This is a genomic window from Bacillota bacterium, from assembly GCA_033549065.1.
Lineage (GTDB): Bacteria > Bacillota > Dethiobacteria > DTU022 > DTU022 > JAWSUE01.
Map to the genome: position 1 here is coordinate 84,942 of JAWSUE010000004.1, position 19,761 is coordinate 104,702.

The following is a 19,761-nucleotide window of genomic DNA, read 5'->3' on the forward strand; positions in this document are numbered from 1 at the left end:
CAATGCCCGAAAACCCTTACCTGGTGGACGTGAGGGGATTCGAACCCCTGACCTCTTGAATGCGAGCCAAGTGCTCTCCCAACTGAGCTACACGCCCATGCAACGGTATTATAGCAAATAGAAATCTAATAAGCAAATTTAATTGACAGTGCATATTATTTGTAGTAAGTTTTATTTAACACTCATTACAAATACTAAATATTTAAAATAATTGGCGTTGAGGCTGCATATGAAAGCTTTATATAAGGATCTATCTAACACATTGAAAGATAAGAATATACGACCTTCTATTCAGCGGATCAAAATATTTGAATACTTAATAAAAAATTCGTGCCATCCTACGGTAGATCAGATATTCAAAGACCTGCAATCTGAAATTCCTACCATTTCAAAAACTACTATCTATAATACGCTGAATTTATTTCTTGAAGCCGGCCTGGTGCAGGTATTAACAATCGAAGAGAACGAAACACGTTATGACATCATAACTGAGACCCATGGGCATTTTAAATGCGAAGAATGTGGTTCTATATTCAACTTCAGCATAAAAGTTGATTTAATCGATACTAAAGAATTAACCGGATTCAAAGTTTTTGACAGGAATGTATATTTTAAAGGTGTTTGTCCAAAATGCCTTTCAAGTATAATTAATAATGACTGAAAGGAGTTAATTCCATGAATGAAGAAAAAAAATGTCCGGTAACCGGAATGACCAAAAGAAGAGTTGCCGGTGGCGGCACGACAAACAGGGACTGGTGGCCCAACCAACTGAACCTCAAGATGCTTCACCAAAACCCTAAATCAAGAAACCCCATGGGTGAAGATTTTAACTATGCTGAAGAATTCAAAAAACTCGATCTGGAATCTGTTAAAAAAGATTTAAACGATCTTATGACCGATTCGCAGGATTGGTGGCCTGCTGATTATGGCCATTACGGAGGGCTGATGATCCGCATGGCCTGGCACAGTGCAGGTACATACCGGATGGGTGATGGCCGAGGAGGCGCAGGGTCGGGAACACAAAGGTTTGCTCCCCTGAATAGCTGGCCTGACAACATCAATCTAGACAAAGCCCGAAGACTGCTCTGGCCGATCAAGCAGAAGTACGGGAAAAAAATCTCCTGGGCGGATCTGATGATTCTGGCAGGCAACGCTGCCCTGGAGTCAATGGGCTTCAAAACATTCGGCTTTGCCGGTGGGCGTGAAGACGTCTGGGAACCGGAAGAAGATGTGTACTGGGGCGCCGAGGATGAGTGGCTCGGAGATAGGCGGTACAGCGGTGAGCGGGATCTTGAAAATCCACTGGCTGCCGTACAAATGGGTCTCATCTATGTAAACCCGGAAGGACCAAACGGAGAACCAAATGTATTAGCTTCCGCCAAAGATGTTCGTGAAACTTTTGCCCGTATGGCTATGAACGATGAAGAAACTGTTGCTTTGGTAGCCGGAGGTCATACCTTTGGCAAATGCCACGGTGCAGGCAACCCTGAAAATGTAGGCCCGGAACCTGAAGCGGCAGGTATCGAAGATCAGGGGCTCGGCTGGAAAAACAGTATGGGTAGCGGTAAGGGCGGCGATACAATATCCAGCGGTATAGAAGGCGCCTGGACATCTAACCCGATAAAATGGGATAACAGTTACCTTGAAATTCTCTTCAAATACGACTGGAATCTCGTCAAGAGTCCTGCCGGTGCATGGCAATGGGTACCGGTTGACCCTGATGATGCAGATCTGGCGCCGGCTGCCCATGATCCCTCGAAAAAAGTGACAACGATCATGACCACGGCCGATCTTTCTTTAAAGATGGATCCTGTATACAAACCAATCGCCAAGCGGTTTCTTGAAAATCCTGACGAATTTGCCGATGCCTTCGCCAAGGCCTGGTTCAAGCTGACCCACCGTGATATGGGCCCACGTGCACGCTATCTGGGACCGGAAGTTCCGGAAGAGGAGTTAATCTGGCAGGACCCGGTACCCGCAGTCGATCATGAGCTGATCAACGAAAAAGATATGATTGATCTCAAAGCCAAGATTCTTGACTCTGGGCTATCGATTCCTGAACTGGTTACCACGGCCTGGGCTTCTGCATCTACCTTCCGTGGTTCAGACAAACGCGGCGGTGCAAACGGGGCGCGTATCCGTCTTGCTCCGCAGAAGGATTGGCAGGTGAATCAGCCTGAACAGCTGGAAAAAGTATTAAAGACGCTTGAAAAAGTCCAGGGTGATTTCAATAATGCACAGACAGGAAATAAGAAAGTGTCACTAGCTGATTTGATAGTATTGGCTGGTTGCGCCGGCATCGAAAAAGCGGCTAAAATCGCCGGGGTTGAGGTTACAGTTCCATTTGCTCCAGGCCGTACAGATGCAACACAGGAACTGACTGATCAAATAGCATTCAAGGTACTTGAACCGAAAGCCGATGCATTCCGCAACTTCAGCAAAGCTAAGTATGCGGTTACTGCAGAAGAGATGATGGTTGACCGGGCTCAGCTTCTGGGGTTAACCGCTCCTGAAATGGCCGTACTGATCGGTGGTATGCGGGTTCTAAACGCTAACTATAACAAATCTCAACATGGTGTGTTCACGAAAAACCCTGAAAGCCTGACCAACGATTTCTTTTTAAACCTGCTCGACATGGGTACGGTTTGGAAGGCAACTGCTGAAGACGAGGATGTATTCGAAGGATATGATCGCGTAACAGGCAAACTGAAGTGGACAGGCACCAGAGTTGATCTTATCTTCGGCTCAAATTCTGAATTGAGGGCTATCGCAGAAGTCTACGCAAGTGATGACGCTAAAGAAAAGTTTGTCCAAGATTTTGTCAGTGCATGGAATAAGGTAATGAATGCCGATCGCTTTGATCTTGCATAGTCTTTTTAAAACTAATTATCATTATGCAGAATCCAGGGTGGAGATATTATTAAGCAACCAAAACAATCATACGATGTCATAATTGTTGGTGCCTGCATCGCCGGGCTAACCTCAGCAGCTTTTTTGTCTAAATCCGGCTGCCGGGGGTATCATCAATTCCGGTGTTTTTATACCAATGATGGAACAGCTTGGACTCAATATTGAATTATTACCCAATCCTATCAAAATAACTGTTGGGAATAAATCTGTAACTTTTAAAGATAGATCAAGCATTGATGACTATGGTTCACTGCTAAAGGAACTATACCCAGAACACCAGCAAGAAATTGATCACATCTTGAAGGATATAAAGAAAGTAATGGAGCATATGGATGTGCTCTACGGAATTGAAAACCCATTGTTTATGTCAAAACCATATGATTACGCCTATATGCTTAAAACACTATTGCCTTGGATGGTAAAGTTTGTCCTGAATATCCGCCAGGCAATGAAACTGCTTGAACCAATCAATGATCATTTAAGAAGAATCACCGATAATGAGTCGTTAATCCACATTATAACCCAGCATTTTTTTGAAAATACTCCAACCTTCTTTGCATTATCATATTTTTCACTTTACCTGGATTACCAGTATCCCAGGGGATCAACGCAAGTAATCGTTGATAGCATGGTAGAATTAATCCAGGATAATCAGGGACAGATAATCAACGGTCATGAAGTCGTCCATATTGATACATCTAATAGGCAGGTCTGGCTTAAAGAAGGACAAAATGTCACATATAATCAACTTATCTGGGCAGCAGACCTAAATACGCTATACAAATGCCTCGATGCAGAGCAGTGGCCATCCTCTCCACTGAAAGAGAAAGTACAGCAAAAACAGAATTTCTTGGCTACAAAAAAAGGAGCTGATTCTGTATTATCACTCTACATCATTGTTGATCAGCCTCCGGAAAGGTTTGAATCGATCAGTGGACCTCATGCTTTTTATACTCCAACTTCCGAGGGTATGTCCGGCATTTCTTTATCCACTTTGATGGACAACCAGATGACCTTTACCAGTAGCCGGGATAAAATTTTCGGCTGGCTTAAAACCTTCTTCAAACAAAATACATATGAGATATCCATTCCTGCTTTACGCGACCCTTCACTGTCACCACCCGGTGAGACTGCCTTAATCGTTTCTGTCTTATTTGACTACAAATTGACGAAGCATATTGCAGATTTAGGTTTGTTCGAAGAGTTTAAAACATCAGTCACCGAAATGATTGTAAGTAATATAGAGCTCCTTTTTTATGATCTGTCCAATCATATTATTAAGACAGTGTTAACAACACCTCTGACGATTGCCAACAAAACTAATAATACTGAAGGATCCTTGACCGGATGGTCTTTTGCTAACCAACCTTTTCCGGCAGAATATCGCTTTTTGAAGATAAGTCAGTCGGTTATTACGCCTATTGACGAGTAGTGGGGTCAGGTCTTGAATCATCACTTTTTCTTTTCCCGCACAACCTTACTTACAGTTGAATAGTGAACACCAATAGAGTCAGCAATTTCTTTCAAACTATATCCATATTCCAGGTGAGCTTTAGAAATCTTTTGGTTTCTTAATTCTTTTGTAAGATCGGCTATATCAGAAAAAAGTTCCGACAGGCTTTGCCTACCTGCATAACGTTGATTTCGCGGAATTTCCACTATGTCTTTTTTGTCTTTCAAAATTTCCTGGACCTTATCAACAAATGCTTTATCCCCTATTATTATTTGTTCCTGAAGGTCATCCATGGGAGATTTATCATTTATACCTTGTCTAACAAAATGTTGGTAACGTTTTTGAGCAACATGGCGGTTGGTCCCAAACATGCCAAGGATCCAGTCTACTAAGAGAAATTCCGGAGCCTTGATAAGCCCTGCAGTTGCTCGGTAACTTCCCCATGGCCATTGGTCGGGTGATTCTACGAGCTTTGCTCTTACAGGATTAAGCACAATATAACGACTCAGCTCAAGGAGATAGTTTTCTTTATCAACCAATATAGATTTAAATCTTCCCTGAAAAATATGGCCGACATTTCGATGCCTTCTGTTATGACGTTGAGTATAGACGCCATTTAGCTGACGCATACCGTATGAGAGGTTAGCTTCGGGAGTTTCAATGAGAAGGTGATAATGATTATCCATCAAACAATAGGCGTGACAATACCAGTTACACTTCTCAACAGCTTCAGTAAGTACTTTCAGAAAGGTTTTACGGTCCTGATCATCTTTATATATATTATTCCCTGCATTACCGCGAGAGGTAACGTGATATACTGCTCCAGGATACTCAATACGTAGTGGTCTGGCCATGTAGAAAATCTATCACATTCTATTTAACATTTCAAGACCTGACCCCAATTTTTGATTCGCACTGCCTGGCTTACCCAATCTTGTTATTAATAAACGAACACTTATTAACGGGGTCAGGTCTTGAAATATCACTTTATTAGGCATAAATACTGTGCAAATGCAGAATATCATAGAAATGTTTAGTGTAATAAAAATAGATTATCTTTAAAAACTTATATTTCAAGACCTGACCCCGGCTTTTACAGCAACGCGCGAGCCCGTTAAGACTCGCGCGTTTTAGCTATTTAATTGGTGGAGGCGGCGGGAATCGAACCCGCGTCCGAAGGCCCGGCTACAGAAGCTTCTACAAGCTTAGTTTCGGCTTTGTTTCTCGCGCCTAAAGCTCCCCGAAACAGGATCTCTCAGCGCCAGTCCTCTTGATTTTCCCGGTTAAACGGCAGGACGACCGTTCAAGCGGTAGGCCGGATGATTGACACCCCTGCTCCTGCCCCCGGCCAGGGAAGGAAGGGATGCGCTACTTTAGATTAAGCAGCGAGTGCGTAATTCGGTTTGGCGTTTATAGCCGTTCCATGTTTTAACCAGGCCATGGTCCTGGACCTGCCACTTCTGCTTCCACAACCCCCGTCGAATCCTTACGCCCCCAAGATTTATTCAATTTTGTGCCTTTCCCTGAAAGCTCTTTCCATCTCACGCTGACTATCTCTTTCAGCTATATCGCGTCTTTTATCATAAAGCTTTTTACCGCGACCGAGGCCAAGTTCAATTTTTACCAGACCCCTGTTCAGGTATACTTTCAATGGAACAAGAGTATAGCCCTTTTCATTGATCTTGCCGGCCAACCGTCCTATCTCGGTCTTGTGCATTAGCAGCTTCCTAATGCGCAGCGGATCATGATTGAAGCGGTTTCCCGCTTCATAAGGGCTTATATGCATATTATACAGGAAAATCTGACCATTTTCAATCCGGGCATAGCTATCCTTAAGGTTAACCCTGGTATTGCGTACAGACTTAACTTCAGTCCCGGTCAGGGCGATACCGGCTTCGTATGTTTCTTCAATATGGTAATCATGCCTTGCTTTTCGGTTGGTGCTGATTAATTTATCCATTTTTTCAATTCCGTTAACTATTATTTAATATTTAATAAATGTACGGTTTACCCCATTCTTCTCCCGAGACAATCTCTTCCAACCCTTTGCGCGGTCTCTCCGAGGGCTCTGTTCCGGGATAACCCAGAGGGGTAAGGCCTACAATACGAATACCTTCGGGGACGGAACATGCGGCACGTGCTTTTGCTTCGTCAAACCATGCTATCCAGCAGGTTCCCAATCCTTCAGCATGGGCTGCAAGCATCAACTGCTGCATAGCCAGGCCCGCATCAAGCAGGTAATATTCTTTACCATCCTGTACTCCCGATTCCTTTGGATCAGCACATATTACCAGCACTACCGGAGCGGTTTGCCCCACAGCTTTTTTTGCCGGATTATTATCAGGCATGCTGTCGGCCAGCATTGCTTTTCTTTCAGAATCTTTAACTATGATAAACCGCCAGCACTGCTGGTTGCTCCAGGAAGGAGCAATTCTTGCCGCGTCAAGTATTCGGTCCAGTTTCTCCTTTGGAATAGGATCGGGTAAATATTTTCTGATGCTTCGCCTTTTCTTTAAAGCTTCATATAGATCCATTGAAATGCCTCCCTATTAACTTAAACTAAACAACAGCAGATTTTCGCCCACCATTGAAAACCTGGAATCAAGAAATCTCCGTTTTTTTATATTCAGCAAATGTTATTTTGCCTTCCTCGCGGTTGACCCGGGTAACCTGGATCCGGATTAAATCACCTAGACGGTATGTTTTTCGGGTTCGTTCACCGACCAGTGAGGCTGCCTTTTCGTTATAAATATAATAATCATCATCTAATTCGCTTACTGGAATCATCCCTTCAATGGTGTTGTCGAGTTCAACAAATAGGCCAAAATTGGTTACCCCATTTATAATACCATCATAAACTTCTCCAATCTTCTGCTCCATATATTCGGCTTTTTTGATTTCAATACTGGCCCTTTCAGCGTCAACCGCAGCTCTTTCCCTCTCTGAAGAATGCAGAGCTATTTCCGGCAGGCGTGTTTTCAGACGTTTAATCCTCTCGGCAGTCAAACCACCGGGTAGAAGTTTCTTTTTTAATATCCGGTGGACCACAAGATCAGGATAGCGCCGGATTGGTGATGTAAAATGACAGTAGTACGAAGATGATAGTCCAAAATGTCCTTCATTTGAAGCACTATATACTGCCTGCGGCAGTGAGCGCAATACCAGGTAACGCACCAGTTTCTGGTTTCTCTCACCTCTTGTTTTTTCAAGAAGCTCTTTTAAGTGTTTCGGTTTAAGATTTTTCATTCCTGATACAGCGCTTATTCCCATCAGGGATAGGGTTTCACGTAACATAGTCAATTTTTCTTCGGTCGGGATGGTATGAATCCTGTAAATACAGGGAATTTTTTTAGCTGCGAGATATGAAGCAACAGCTTCGTTACAGTAAATCATAAATTCCTCAATAAGTGATTCTGATCGTCCCATTGCTCTTTTTTCGACAGAAACAGGCACTTCGTTTTCATCAAGTTCGATTCTTGCTTCCGGAAGATCAAGGTCCAGCGCTCCTCTTTGAAAACGATTTCTTCTGAGTATTTCTGCCAGCTGCGACATCTGATCTATTATTAAGGGTAGCGACTCATCTTTAAATTTTCCTTCGCCCGATTTCCCGTTAAAATATGCTTCAACCTGTTGATATGTTAATCTTTCAGTCACCCGGATCAAACTCGGGAAAAATCTTGCCGAGAGTAGATTGCCATCAGAATCTATATCCATGATTGCACTGACTGCAAGGCGGTCTTTCTCAGCCTGCAGGCTGCAGAGGTTCTCTGAAAGGGCAGGTGGCAGCATGTGGATCGCCCGCTCAACCAGGTAAATACTTGTTCCCCGTTTAAAGGCTTCCCGGTCAAGGGGTTTGCCTTCACGAACATAATGGGAGACGTCGGCGATATGAACTCCTAGCCGGTGTCCGCCATCAGGAAGGTTTTCCAACGAAACCGCATCATCGAAGTCCCGGGCAGTCTGGTCATCGATCGTAACCATTTTAAGATCTCTAAGATCTTCCCTGCCCTGTTCACTGGCAATTATTTTTACATCTTCCTCTTGTGGCAAATTTTCTATTTCCTGCATAACCTGAGCAGGAAAATCTCCGGGTAAATCAAAACGATGTTTGAAAGCCAGCTTCTCCGCAAGGTAACTACCAGTGGGGCCAAGCAACTCGGCAACATTACCCCGGGCAAGCTTATTTCCCTGGGGCCATTTTTCGATCTCTACAATAACCTTGTCACCACTTTGTGCTTTCTCCAGTTTATGTTTTTCAACACTGATAACTCCAGGAAAGCGCTGATCATCAGGAATAACGTAATATCTCTTTTTTTCTTTTTGCAGGGTTCCAATAAGACGGTTTCTGCCGCGTTTAAGGATTCCGATTACCGTTCCTTCCCTTCGCCGCCTTCCCCGCTTTTTTTCATCAACCCGAACCATTACCTTATCACCGTGAGCAGCGTCATTCAGGTTACCGGCGCTGATAAAAATATCTTCTGCCTGCCGGTCAGGACGGAGGAATGCAAAACCACGACGGTTTCCCTGAAGAACTCCGGTTATTAATCCCAGGCGATCGGGCAGGCCAAACCGTCCACGCTCTGTTTTAACCAAGAGTCCCTCATCCTGCATTTTACGGATTTCGTTAAGTAAAACTGCCTTGTCTTCGCGGCGTAACTTTAGACCTTCCAGTATTTGGGGCAAGGCCATTGAAGTTTGTTTCTGATGCCGCAATAGTTGTTCTAAAGAAATTCTAAGCTGCGCTGAACTATTTTTTCTATCGCTCAAGGTAATTTATTCAACTCCTATTCCTGCCACAACTTCACCTGGCGGGATTTGTTATCGTAAGAATAATTATAAATCCTTTTAATTTAAAATAAAAGGCAGGGGCATCATTGGCTCCCCTGCCTGAATTTCTAGATATATTACCCGGATTAGTTAATTACAACCAGTGCAATGGTAAAGAGCATAAAACCAACAGCCAGAAATGTTGTTACTTTACCCAGTTTTTCATCCAATCCTTTCTTTTTGCCGACAAGTGACTGTGCACCACCGGCTATAGCTCCCAAACCCGCACTGCGCCCTGACTGCAGAAGCACCGTTGCGATCAAAGCCAGACATAAAACCAGGTAAATAATCGTTAATACTGTTCCGAGCATAAGCAATACCTCCAAAATTCATCAATACAAACCGAACACTCGATATTTTAACACATTAAACCCTTTTTGACAAATAATTATTAACTTGACAGCCTGATAAAATCTCCTGCGTAGATGGCAGCCCTGCCCAGCTGCTCTTCGATACGGAGCAACCGGTTATACTTTGCAACCCGATCCATCCTTGATGGCGCACCCGTTTTAATCATTCCCGTTCCGGTACCAACCGTCAGATCTGCAATAAAGGTGTCTGCCGTTTCTCCTGAACGATGCGAAACCATGCAGCGGTATCCATGCCGACCGGCCAAAGCCATGGTTTCAAGCGTCTCACTTAAAGTTCCAATCTGGTTCAACTTGATGAGAATTGAGTTTGCCACACCCGATTCAATTCCCCTTGTTAACCGGCCGGGGTTTGTCACAAATAAGTCATCTCCGACAAGCAGGATCTTATTCCCCAATACTTCGGTAAGTTTGTGCCACCCTTCCCAATCATCCTCATCTAAGCCATCTTCAATACTGATTATGGGAAATCGTTTCACCAGATCGCTATAATAGCCAACCAGCTTATCTGAATTATATTTCATGCCTTCCAGATGGTACCTCTTTTCATGGTAAAACTCGCTTGCGGCGGCATCAAGAGCAAGAAAAATCTCTTCCCCTGGTTGATAGCCTGCTGCAGAAATAGCCTCAACGATCACTTCAAGGGCAGCTTCGTTGGATTCCAGGTTTGGAGCAAATCCACCTTCATCGCCTACATTTGTATTTAAGCCCCTCGATTTTAGAATTTTTTTCAGATTATGAAACACCTCAACCCCCATTTTCAAGGCTTCACTGAATGAACCGGCTTTTACCGGAGCAATCATAAATTCCTGTATATCCATGTTATTATCGGCATGACTGCCGCCATTTAAAATATTCATGAAGGGGACCGGTAAAACAGAAGCAGTAATACCTCCGAGATAACGATAAAGAGGTATATCCAGCACCGCCGCTCCTGCTCTGGCTATAGCTAGAGAAACACCCAGGATAGCGTTTGCTCCAAGGTGAGATTTGTTATCGGTTCCATCAAGATCAATCATCAATTTATCAAGAATTCTCTGGTCAAGCACATTTCTACCAGCTAATTCCGGTGCTAAAATTTCATTAACGTGGCGGACAGCTGTTAGAACGCCCTTTCCCATGTAACGGTGTTCATCACCATCTCTTAATTCAACAGCTTCAAACGCTCCGGTTGAAGCACCTGAAGGAACGGCAGCATGGCCGATCCAGCCTCCCTCCAGAAGCAGATCCACTTCAAGCGTCGGATTTCCCCTTGAATCAAGGATTTCCCTGGCTTTAACCGATTCTATCCGTTCATTCACAACTAATAACCCTCCTTCATACATAAGCAACTAGTTAATTATTCCTTCTTCAGCATACTCTTACCCGACATCTCGGATGGCACATCAAGGTCAGCCAATTCAAGGATAGTAGGAGCCACATCAGCCAGAATGCCCCTGTCCCGCAATTTATGTTCCTCGGGGCTCAGCATCAGAAAGGGAACCGGATTCGCACTGTGTGCTGTAAGGGTTTCCCCAGCCTTATCACGCATCTGTTCTGCGTTTCCATGATCGCCGCATATAAGAATGTTCCAACCCCGGGGCAACCCCGCTGCGGCTACAGCTCCCAGCCCCGTATCAACTGCTTCAACCGCTTTAATTGCCGCATTAAATTTGCCTGAATGCCCCACCATATCTGCGTTGGCAAAGTTGGCTACAATTAAGGGATGTTTACTTTCTTTTATCGTTTCAACAATCCGGCTGGTAACTTCAGGTGCGCTCATTTCCGGCATCAGATCGTATGTAGCCACCCCGGGAGATGGAACCAGGATACGATCTTCTCCGGGAAACGGGTATTCTCGGCCTCCGCTGAAAAAAAACGTTACATGTGCATATTTTTCGGTCTCGGCTATTCTCATCTGCGCAAGATTCCGGCTTGCATATACTTCACCCAGGGTTGATCGTAAATCTTCAGTTATGAATGCAGCCGGAACATTATATTGTTTGTTATACTCTGTCATCGTTGCAAAGAAAGGTAAGGGGAAATTATCTCCACGGTTGAAATGAGAAAAATCAGCTTCGATTAATGTGCGGCTGAGCTGACGGGCCCGATCAGGCCGAAAATTGAAAAATATAACACTGTCTTCGGAATGAATTAACGTCCGCGGTCGCCCTGAACTATCCAGTATAACCGATGGTTGAACAAATTCATCACCTTCACCGCGTTCATAAGCTTGTTCCAGGGCTTCTATGGGATCATAATAGCTGATTCCTTCACCTCTGACATAAGCCCTGTAAGCTTTCTCGATCCGATCCCAACGGTTATCACGATCCATGGCATAGTATCGGCCGGTTACTGTAGCTATTTGCCCGTATCCTTTTTCTTTGCCAAGCTTATCCAGCTGTTCGAGGAAAGGTTTTGCTCCAAAAGGTATGGTATCTCGCCCATCCAGGATTGCATGGACAAAAACCTTCTGTAATTTCTGCCGGCCAGCCATTTCCAGCAGCGCCAGAAGATGATCAAAATGGCTGTGCACTCCTCCGTCTGATACGAGACCGATCAGGTGCAGAGAACTTTCATTGTTTTTTGCCGACTGCATTGCCTCTATTAAAACAGGGTTGTTAAAAAAATCACCTGAATTTATGCACCTGCTTATTCTGGTTAATTCCTGGTATACTATCCTTCCAGCCCCCAGGTTGAGATGGCCAACTTCTGAATTGCCCATCTGTCCATCAGGCAGTCCAACCGCTTCACCTGCAGCATCAAGCAGAGCCCAGGGGTACTCTGACATAAATCTGTCCATCTGTGGGGTATTTGCCTGAAGTATAGCATTGCCTTCAGATTCTTCACTGAAGCCCCATCCATCAAGCACAATCAAGATAATCTTTTTCAATTATGAACCGCCTTCCGGGCTGCCTGAACCAGCGTGCTGAACGAATCGGCTTCAAGGCTTGCACCCCCTACCAGGGCGCCATGAACTGAAGGGAGTTCAACAAAAGAGCCAATATTTTCTGAGTTAACACTTCCTCCATATTGTACTCGAAGTTCCCCGGTAATCCGGGAACCTAACAAATTTTCGACCTTGCTGCGAATATACCTGGCAGCATTTTCGGCATCTTCTGCAGTAGCCGCCTTTCCGGTACCGATAGCCCAGATCGGTTCATAGGCTATTACCAGCCCGGATGTCTTAGCCTGATCAATTCCAACCAGGGCACTTTTAAGTTGTTTTTCAATGACATGATCAGTTGTTCCCCGGTTCCTTTCTGATTCAGACTCGCCAACACAAAGAATCGGCTTTAATCCATAGCTTAGGGCAGCAGCAATCTTATCATGAATTTGTTGATCACTTTCTGCCATAAGCCGACGTCTTTCCGAGTGTCCGATAATCACATATTCAATCCCGAGTTCGAAAAGCATGGCCGAAGATATTTCTCCGGTATATGCTCCTTTCTCAGCCCAGTGAATATTTTGTGCACCAAGTTTAATTGAACTGTTTTTAAGAACTTCTGCTGCTGAAAAAAGTGCAGTAAAGGGGGGGCAGATTACAATATCTACATCACCAAATAACTTTTCTTCTACAATAATAGATCTACAGTATTCCTCTGTTTCAGCAACAGTTTTATGCATCTTCCAATTTGCAGCTATTAAAAGTTTCACGATCAATCCTCCCCGATTACCTGGTTTATATCATTATTTATCTTCAAGGGCAGATATACCGGGAAGATCTTTGCCTTCCCAGAATTCCAATGTAGCTCCACCGCCGGTTGAGATAAAATTTATCTTACCAGATAAACCTAACCCTTCCAGAGCCGCCACCAGATCTCCTCCACCAACGATTGAATAGGCCTTGCTCGAGGCAACAGCCCGGGCAATCATTTCTGTTCCCTGATCAAATGGAGATATTTCAAATACACCAAGGGGACCATTCCACACTACCATTTCAGCGTCTTTTATATATTTACCAAATAAGTTTACCGTTTCCGGACCTATATCAACAGCCTTCCATTTACCGGAAACCTGTTCGGGAGACATAACTGCATAAGGTAAACCCGGTTCAAGATCTTCAGTTACAGTCAGGTCAAGCGGAAGTATAATCTTACCGCGTCGTTTTTCACTTTCTTCCAGTAATTCTCCGGCTTTTTCAACGAGTCCCTTTTCATAAAATGACGAACCCATGTTATAACCGCGGGCAGCCAAAAAAGTGTTGGCCATCCCACCACCGATCAACAAATAATCAGCCAGGGATAAAAATTTATGGATTACATTAATTTTATCCGATACTTTGGCTCCACCCAGTATGACTGTCAGCGGACGCCCCGGTTGTTCAAGGCAGCGCGAAAGTTCTTCGATTTCTTTTTTCATCAGCAGCCCTGCCACGGCTGGAATATAAGCAGCAACTCCTGCTGTTGAAGCATGTGCACGATGAGCAGTGCCAAAGGCATCATTGACATAGAGGTCGAAGGGTTCGGCCAACAGGCGGGCAAATTCAGGGTCATTATTTTCCTCCCGCTCATCAAACCGGAGATTTTCGAGAAGTAGAATATCCCCGTCTTTCATCCTTTTAACAGCATTTGATACTTCATGGCCAATAATGTAATCAATTTTATGTACAGGTTTATTTAATAATTCAGCAAGCCTTGAAACGACAGGATCCATAACCATTTCTTTAACCGGTTTGCCTTTCGGCCGGCCAAGGTGTGAAGCTAAAACCAGATGTGCACCTCGTTCTGACAGCCATTTTATCGTTGGAATGGCAGCCCTGATCCGGCTGTCATCCCGGACAGCTCCTTCTTCCAGGGGAACATTGAAATCGACCCTTAGTAATATTTTTTTTCCGGCGACTTCAAGGTCAAGGATGCTTTTTTTATTCAGCAACTGCCTTCACCACCTCTTGAATCTATTTACGGCGTCTTTTGTATGAAGCGGGAATTGATATCTCCTCGCGGTACTTGGCAACTGTTCGTCTTGATATACTTATTCCCTTTTCCTGCAGCACCTCAGCTAACCGTTGATCGCTTAACGGTTTATCCGGCGATTCCGCATCAACCAGCTCTCGGATATACGTTTTTATACTGTGCGAGGAGTAATTGTCTCCTTCGGATCCGGTGATGCCGCTGGAAAAGAAAAATTTAAGGGGAAATAATCCACGGGGCGTTTGGATATATTTATTGGCGGTTGCCCTGCTTACAGTTGATTCATGAACTCCCACATTCTCCGCAACCTCTTTTAGGGTGAGGGGTTTTAGTTTTTTTATACCGTAATCGAGAAAAGGTTTTTGGATATCAATTATTTGTTGCGATACTCTAAATAAAGTCAGCCTTCTCTGTTCAATACTCCGGATAAGCCAATAAGCCTTTTCAATTTTCCCCTTGATAAATGAAGACAGCTGTTCATCTGTAGAGCTGCTTTTTAGCAATTTTTGGTAAACCGTACTGATGGTTAATTGTGGAAAGTTGCTGTCGTTGCCCATGATCACATACTGGTCATCAACCTTTTCCACAATCACATCGGGGATAATATATCTGGTTTCTTCACCTTCACCAAATATACTTCCGGGTTTGGGGTTTAAAGTCCTGATCAGATTAACCGCTTCTTTTACTCGATTCTGATCACAACGCAAGCGTGAAGCAATATACTGATAGCGACCATCAGCGGCAGCAGGCAGAAATTTCTTTACTATTTCGCAGGCAAGAGGATGTGGATCTTCCATTTTGTCCAGCTGAAGCATCAGGCATTCCTGAAGATTTCGGCATCCGATCCCAGTTGGTTCCAGCTTTTGAATAATCCCAAGAGCCTCTTCCAGCTCAGGGATATCTACCCCCAGTGCAATAGCCAATTCATCAAGTTCTCCCTGGAGGTAGCCATTATGGTCAAGGCTGCCGACAAGAAAAGAAGCTACGTTAAACTGGCGTTCCGTCAGAGAGAGTAAACGCAGCTGTCCCAGGAGATCTTCGGCCATAGTACTTTCAGAACAGGCACAATTATCAATTGACGGGTAATTTTCATTATCGATCCTTATACCGCCTTTATAACTTTCAGCAGTATCAAGATCCATATCCCTGAAATATTCCTCCCAGGGAAATTCATCATCAGAAACCTTTTTGGCTTCCTCATCAATTACTACCTCTTCATTTTCAGCTTTCTCTTCTTCCTGTGGCTCCTGCACTTCCAGTACCGGATTATTAAGCAGCTCTTCCTGGATATAATCCTGAAGTTCCAGCGCAGAGTACTGAAGCAGCGTTATCGCCAACTTCAGTTCAGGCGTAATGATCAGCTTTTGAGTTTGTTCCAGTTTGAGATTATAATCAAGCTTCACTATAAAAACTCCTATCAAAAAATCTTAAAAGTTCTGTCAGGATTTAGTAAGCCGCTAAAAAGCCGGTTAAAAGCTAGTTCGACATACTGAAAATAAATCCTGCCCTGGGTGAACTAACTGGCACGCTTTTTGCTAGCTACCCAGATTTTTTCTCCAGGATCTTTTCAAGCTGCCTGAACCGATGATTCATTGCAGATTTGCTTGCAGGAGGTTCAAGCATCTCACCAAGTTCTTTGAGTGAGGCTTCAGGAAAACGCCTGCGGGCAGCAGCGGCTTCCCTGAGAGATGGTGTGATATTGTTTAAACCGATCAGAGCATCCACTTGATCAATAATATCAAGCTGGTGTCGTGAAGAAGCAATTACCTTCTCCAGATTAGCAGTTTCACAATTAACAAGGCGGTTAACCTGGTTCCGCATACTGCTAACTACACGCATGCTCTCTAACTTCAATAATGTTCCGCCGGCACCTATTATGCGCAAGAAGTCGGCGACTGCTTCAGCACTTTTGAAATATATAAAGACAGAACCGCTGCGCCTTCTGATTATGGGCACCAGGTTAAATGATTCCAGGATCCGCTTGTAAACCTGGGCATCTTCAAAACTGCCGCAGTTTAATTCAAGATGATAACCCGATTTTCTTGATACACTGATACTGCCCCCGGCTAAAAAAAGTCCACGCAGAAATGCTTTCAAGCAGCAATTTCGTCTTGGGACAGCCGAAGATCTTCTAAAAAAACCGATGTGACATCCGGCCTCTTTTAAGTCAAGGTAAACCAGCAGGGCATCTATCTGCTCCGCCCCGGGGACCTGAACAAGAAATTTGTTTTTACCCAACCTTTTTTCCTGCTGTCTGACTATAACCGGGGTTGCAACCCCGGCCTGCCTTAGAAGGTTGAATAACCTGCGGGCGACAATGCTGTCATCAACCGCAATGCTGAGAATATGGACATTTCTCCGAATAGTATAGTACCCGTGCCTAAGTAACAATGCCTTAAGTTCCCAGGAGCTACAGCAGTCGAGCAGCTCTTCCCGCCTGGTCAGTTCCTCTTTTACCTGCCTGGTCAAAGACACAGATAATACTACCCCTTTGATCAGTTTTTGTGAATATCGCGGTGTTCTATAATCAGGTTGAACCGGGAGCCAAGAGCCTGGCCCAGTTCATCAGCCAAGACTACGGATCGGTGTTTCCCACCGGTACAGCCGATGGCTATTACCAGGTTGGATTTACCTTCTTTAAGATAGTAAGGGATCGAAAACTCGATGAGATCCTTCAGCTTTTGAAAATAGGTTGATGTTTCAGTCCATCGCCAGAGATATTGCTTAACCTTATCGTCTTCGCCGGTAAGCGGCTTTAAATGATCTACGTAATGGGGGTTTGGTAAAAATCGCACATCAAAAACCAAATCAGCATCCATGGGAAGCCCAAACTTGAAACCGAAAGAAATAATCCGGATCTGCATATTTTTATCACGCTGTTCCGGTTCATAGATCTCAACTATCCGGGCTTTCAATTCCCAGGGCTTCAGCGAGGAGGTGTCTATCTCCCGGTTGGCTCTTCCCCTCAACTCGCTTAAAACTTCGCGTTCTTTTTGAATAGCTTCAGGCAGACTCAAACTACCCAGGGGATGACGACGCCTGGTTTCTTTATATCGCCGGATCAACACATCATCATCTGCAGCTAGAAATAGAATTTCATAATCAATGTTACGATTTTCAAGATCCTGAAGCGATTCAAAAAGATCTTCGAAAAAAGCTGCTCCCCTCATATCACAAACCAGGGCAACTTTTTCATTTTCAGACTGAATGAATAGATCGGCAAACTTCGGGATCAAAGTTGGAGGCATATTGTCAACACAGTAATATCCCAGGTCTTCAAAGCAATTTAAAGCATGACTCTTCCCTGCACCTGAAAGCCCGGTAATTATGACAAATCGCATTCCACTCTCAGTATTAATCGAAATCCACCTCCCTGTCTTGTGACCAGTATACCATATGAAACAGGGTTTATTAGGGGTATTAAATATCTTGTAGCTGGCGGTTATGAAAAAACCTGAAGATATTTTCAGCCAGGGAGTGGTTAATACCTGGAACTTTTTGAAGATCTTCGGTAGAAGCCTGAATTATTCTTTCCTGGCTGCCAAAATATTCAAGCAATGCTTTTCGCTTTACCGGCCCCACACCAGGAATATTTTCCAAAACAGATCGGATATTCCGGCGATTTTTGCGCCTCCTGTGCCCGCTAATTGCAAACCGGTGAACTTCATTGCGAATTCGCTGCAGCAGTTTCAGCATGGCATTATCAGCCGACAGAAGCACAGGTTGTTTGCTGTTTTCAACGAAAAGCTGGTCTGGGTTTTTAGCTAACGCCAGCAGGGGCACATCAGAAAAGATTGTATCCTGAAGGATCTCTTTAATTGTACTGAGCTGTCCCCTGCCTCCATCAATAAGAACAAGGTCCGGTTTCTGCCAGTGGTTCTGCTTAACTCTTCTCAACAGGACTTCTCTCAGCGATGCATAATCATCACCTGCAGGGGCACTGCGAATGTTAAAAAACCGGTAATCATCACTGCTGGATTCACCATTATTAAAAACAACCATCGCTCCCACAGTTTCTTCTCCCCGCAGGTGAGATATATCATAGGCTTCTATTCTTCCCGGCGGTTCTTTGAGGCTGAGCAGCTCCTGCAAATCCTGTAAAGGTTTATCGATCCTGGTCATACGGCGTTCTTCTTCCTCTTCCAGCCGGAGTAAACAATTCCTTTCTGCCAATTCAACAAGCTTTTTCAGGCCACCTCTAACTGGAATTTTCAGGGTAACTTTTCTTTTTGCTTTATTTCCGAACCACTGCCCCAGAATTTCGCTATCAGCCGGCTGCACCGATAAAATTATCTCCGAAGGGATTTTATCGACCCTGCTGTAGTAGGATTTAATAAAGGCCGTGATCACTTCCCGATCTTCAACATCAACAGTTCCTGTTAAATTAAAATAATCCCTGTTCAAAAGTTTACCACCTCTGATCTGAAACAGGGTAACAGCACTCTGTTTTCCCAGCCTTGACAGGGCGATAATATCACGATCCACACTCTTTTCAGATAGCAATACTTTTTGACGATATCCGGCAACCTGCTGCAAAGACTTTAGCCGATCTCTTATTACCGCTGCTTCTTCAAAATTCTGTCTTTCCGCTGCCTGTTCCATCTGCTGTTTAAGCTTCTGCTCAAGATCGGAAAACCGACCATCCAGAAATAACATCACCTGCCTGACTATGTTGTCATATTCCTCCGCAGATACATAATCTTCTCCGCGGCAGGGAGCAATGCATCGTTTCATCTGGAAATTCAGACAGGGTCTTGTCGAAGCCGGGGTTCCGTCAAGCGGCTGACGACAGCGCCTTAAAGGGAAAATTGTCCCGAGAAACTGCATAGTTTCCCTTATTGAGCCAACATCGGTATAGGGACCATAACGAATCTCTTTTTTCCCCGGTACAGCGATGTAGCGCCCTCTTTTTCCACTTTTCTGCGATAACCTTAATAGTTCAAGACGAGGATATTTTTCCGGTGTGATTAACATATAAGGGTAGTCTTTATCATCTTTTAGGTTAACATTAAAACGGGGGCGATATTCTTTGATCAGGCTGCATTCCAGAATTAAAGCTTCCACTTCGGAATCAGTCACAATATATTCAATTGCGGTCAACTTTTCCTGCAGGGATTTAAGCCGGGGCAAAGCAGCCGGCGATTCAGTAAGATATGATCGAACCCGATTGCGCAGTGATTGAGCCTTCCCTACATAAATAATCTTATCATGCTTGTCCTTCAGCAGGTATACTCCCGGTAGATCGGGAAAATGGCTCACCGTTTTTTTCAGTTCTTTAATCAACGATCTTAATCCTCCGGAATAATATGAT

At 44.2% G+C, this 19,761-nt stretch carries 16 protein-coding genes, 1 tRNA gene and 1 other RNA gene; 3 read left to right on the forward strand and 15 right to left on the reverse strand.

Translation table 11 applies throughout. The features are described 5' to 3' along the window. Window positions 1-21: 21 nt before the first annotated feature. A tRNA-Ala gene (locus tag SCJ97_03700) sits at window positions 22-97 on the reverse strand. Between the two features lie 132 nt (window positions 98-229). On the opposite strand from SCJ97_03700, the gene SCJ97_03705 reads away from it, so the two are divergent. The 3 genes from SCJ97_03705 (at window position 230) to SCJ97_03715 (ending at window position 4,342) form a co-directional block, all read left to right on the forward strand. Then, complete coding sequence (locus SCJ97_03705; GenBank protein MDW7739148.1) at window positions 230-661, forward strand: Fur family transcriptional regulator; 432 nt, start codon at window positions 230-232, stop codon at window positions 659-661. Window positions 662-675: 14 nt separating this feature from the next. Further along, a complete protein-coding gene (gene katG, locus SCJ97_03710; protein MDW7739149.1) occupies window positions 676-2,871 on the forward strand; it encodes a catalase/peroxidase HPI in 2,196 nt (731 codons plus the stop codon). A gap of 178 nt (window positions 2,872-3,049) precedes the next feature. Beyond that, window positions 3,050-4,342 carry a hypothetical protein gene (locus tag SCJ97_03715; GenBank protein MDW7739150.1) on the forward strand — a complete coding sequence of 431 codons (1,293 nt, stop codon included), beginning with the start codon at window positions 3,050-3,052 and terminating at the stop codon, window positions 4,340-4,342. Window positions 4,343-4,362: 20 nt separating this feature from the next. On the opposite strand, the gene SCJ97_03720 is transcribed toward SCJ97_03715, so the two are convergent. From SCJ97_03720 to uvrC, 14 genes are all read right to left on the reverse strand, one after another. Then, window positions 4,363-5,217, reverse strand: a complete 855-nt coding sequence (locus SCJ97_03720) for a transposase (GenBank protein MDW7739151.1) — start codon at window positions 5,215-5,217, stop codon at window positions 4,363-4,365. A gap of 289 nt (window positions 5,218-5,506) precedes the next feature. Next, window positions 5,507-5,859, reverse strand: a transfer-messenger RNA (tmRNA) gene (gene ssrA, locus SCJ97_03725). 5 nt (window positions 5,860-5,864) lie between these two features. Then, window positions 5,865-6,332 carry an SsrA-binding protein SmpB gene (gene smpB / locus SCJ97_03730; protein ID MDW7739152.1) on the reverse strand — a complete coding sequence of 156 codons (468 nt, stop codon included), beginning with the start codon at window positions 6,330-6,332 and terminating at the stop codon, window positions 5,865-5,867. Window positions 6,333-6,354: 22 nt separating this feature from the next. Next, window positions 6,355-6,897 (reverse strand): nitroreductase family protein, encoded by a 543-nt coding sequence (locus SCJ97_03735; GenBank protein ID MDW7739153.1) that lies wholly within the window; start codon window positions 6,895-6,897, stop codon window positions 6,355-6,357. 67 nt (window positions 6,898-6,964) lie between these two features. Next, on the reverse strand, window positions 6,965-9,130 hold the full coding sequence (rnr, locus tag SCJ97_03740) for a ribonuclease R (protein ID MDW7739154.1): 2,166 nt from the start codon (window positions 9,128-9,130) through the stop codon (window positions 6,965-6,967). Between the two features lie 146 nt (window positions 9,131-9,276). Then, entirely contained in the window at window positions 9,277-9,501 is a 225-nt protein-coding gene (secG, locus tag SCJ97_03745; protein MDW7739155.1) for a preprotein translocase subunit SecG, read from the reverse strand. A gap of 80 nt (window positions 9,502-9,581) precedes the next feature. Then, window positions 9,582-10,883: a phosphopyruvate hydratase gene (eno, locus tag SCJ97_03750; GenBank protein MDW7739156.1), complete on the reverse strand. Its 1,302-nt coding sequence runs from the start codon at window positions 10,881-10,883 to the stop codon at window positions 9,582-9,584. A gap of 14 nt (window positions 10,884-10,897) precedes the next feature. Continuing rightward, on the reverse strand, window positions 10,898-12,430 hold the full coding sequence (gene gpmI, locus SCJ97_03755) for a 2,3-bisphosphoglycerate-independent phosphoglycerate mutase (GenBank protein MDW7739157.1): 1,533 nt from the start codon (window positions 12,428-12,430) through the stop codon (window positions 10,898-10,900). Continuing rightward, a complete protein-coding gene (gene tpiA, locus SCJ97_03760) occupies window positions 12,427-13,194 on the reverse strand; it encodes a triose-phosphate isomerase (GenBank protein MDW7739158.1) in 768 nt (255 codons plus the stop codon). Before tpiA ends, gpmI begins: the two co-directional genes overlap by 4 nt. A gap of 33 nt (window positions 13,195-13,227) precedes the next feature. Then, complete coding sequence (locus SCJ97_03765; protein MDW7739159.1) at window positions 13,228-14,409, reverse strand: phosphoglycerate kinase; 1,182 nt, start codon at window positions 14,407-14,409, stop codon at window positions 13,228-13,230. Window positions 14,410-14,434: 25 nt separating this feature from the next. Then, window positions 14,435-15,853, reverse strand: coding sequence for an RNA polymerase factor sigma-54 (gene rpoN / locus SCJ97_03770; protein MDW7739160.1), 1,419 nt, complete (start codon window positions 15,851-15,853; stop codon window positions 14,435-14,437). A 136-nt stretch (window positions 15,854-15,989) separates the two neighbouring features. Next, window positions 15,990-16,925, reverse strand: a complete 936-nt coding sequence (gene whiA, locus SCJ97_03775) for a DNA-binding protein WhiA (GenBank protein ID MDW7739161.1) — start codon at window positions 16,923-16,925, stop codon at window positions 15,990-15,992. A gap of 20 nt (window positions 16,926-16,945) precedes the next feature. Beyond that, a complete protein-coding gene (gene rapZ, locus SCJ97_03780; GenBank protein ID MDW7739162.1) occupies window positions 16,946-17,791 on the reverse strand; it encodes an RNase adapter RapZ in 846 nt (281 codons plus the stop codon). 79 nt (window positions 17,792-17,870) lie between these two features. After that, on the reverse strand, window positions 17,871-19,733 hold the full coding sequence (uvrC, locus tag SCJ97_03785; protein MDW7739163.1) for an excinuclease ABC subunit UvrC: 1,863 nt from the start codon (window positions 19,731-19,733) through the stop codon (window positions 17,871-17,873). Between the last annotated feature and the right edge of the window lie 28 nt (window positions 19,734-19,761).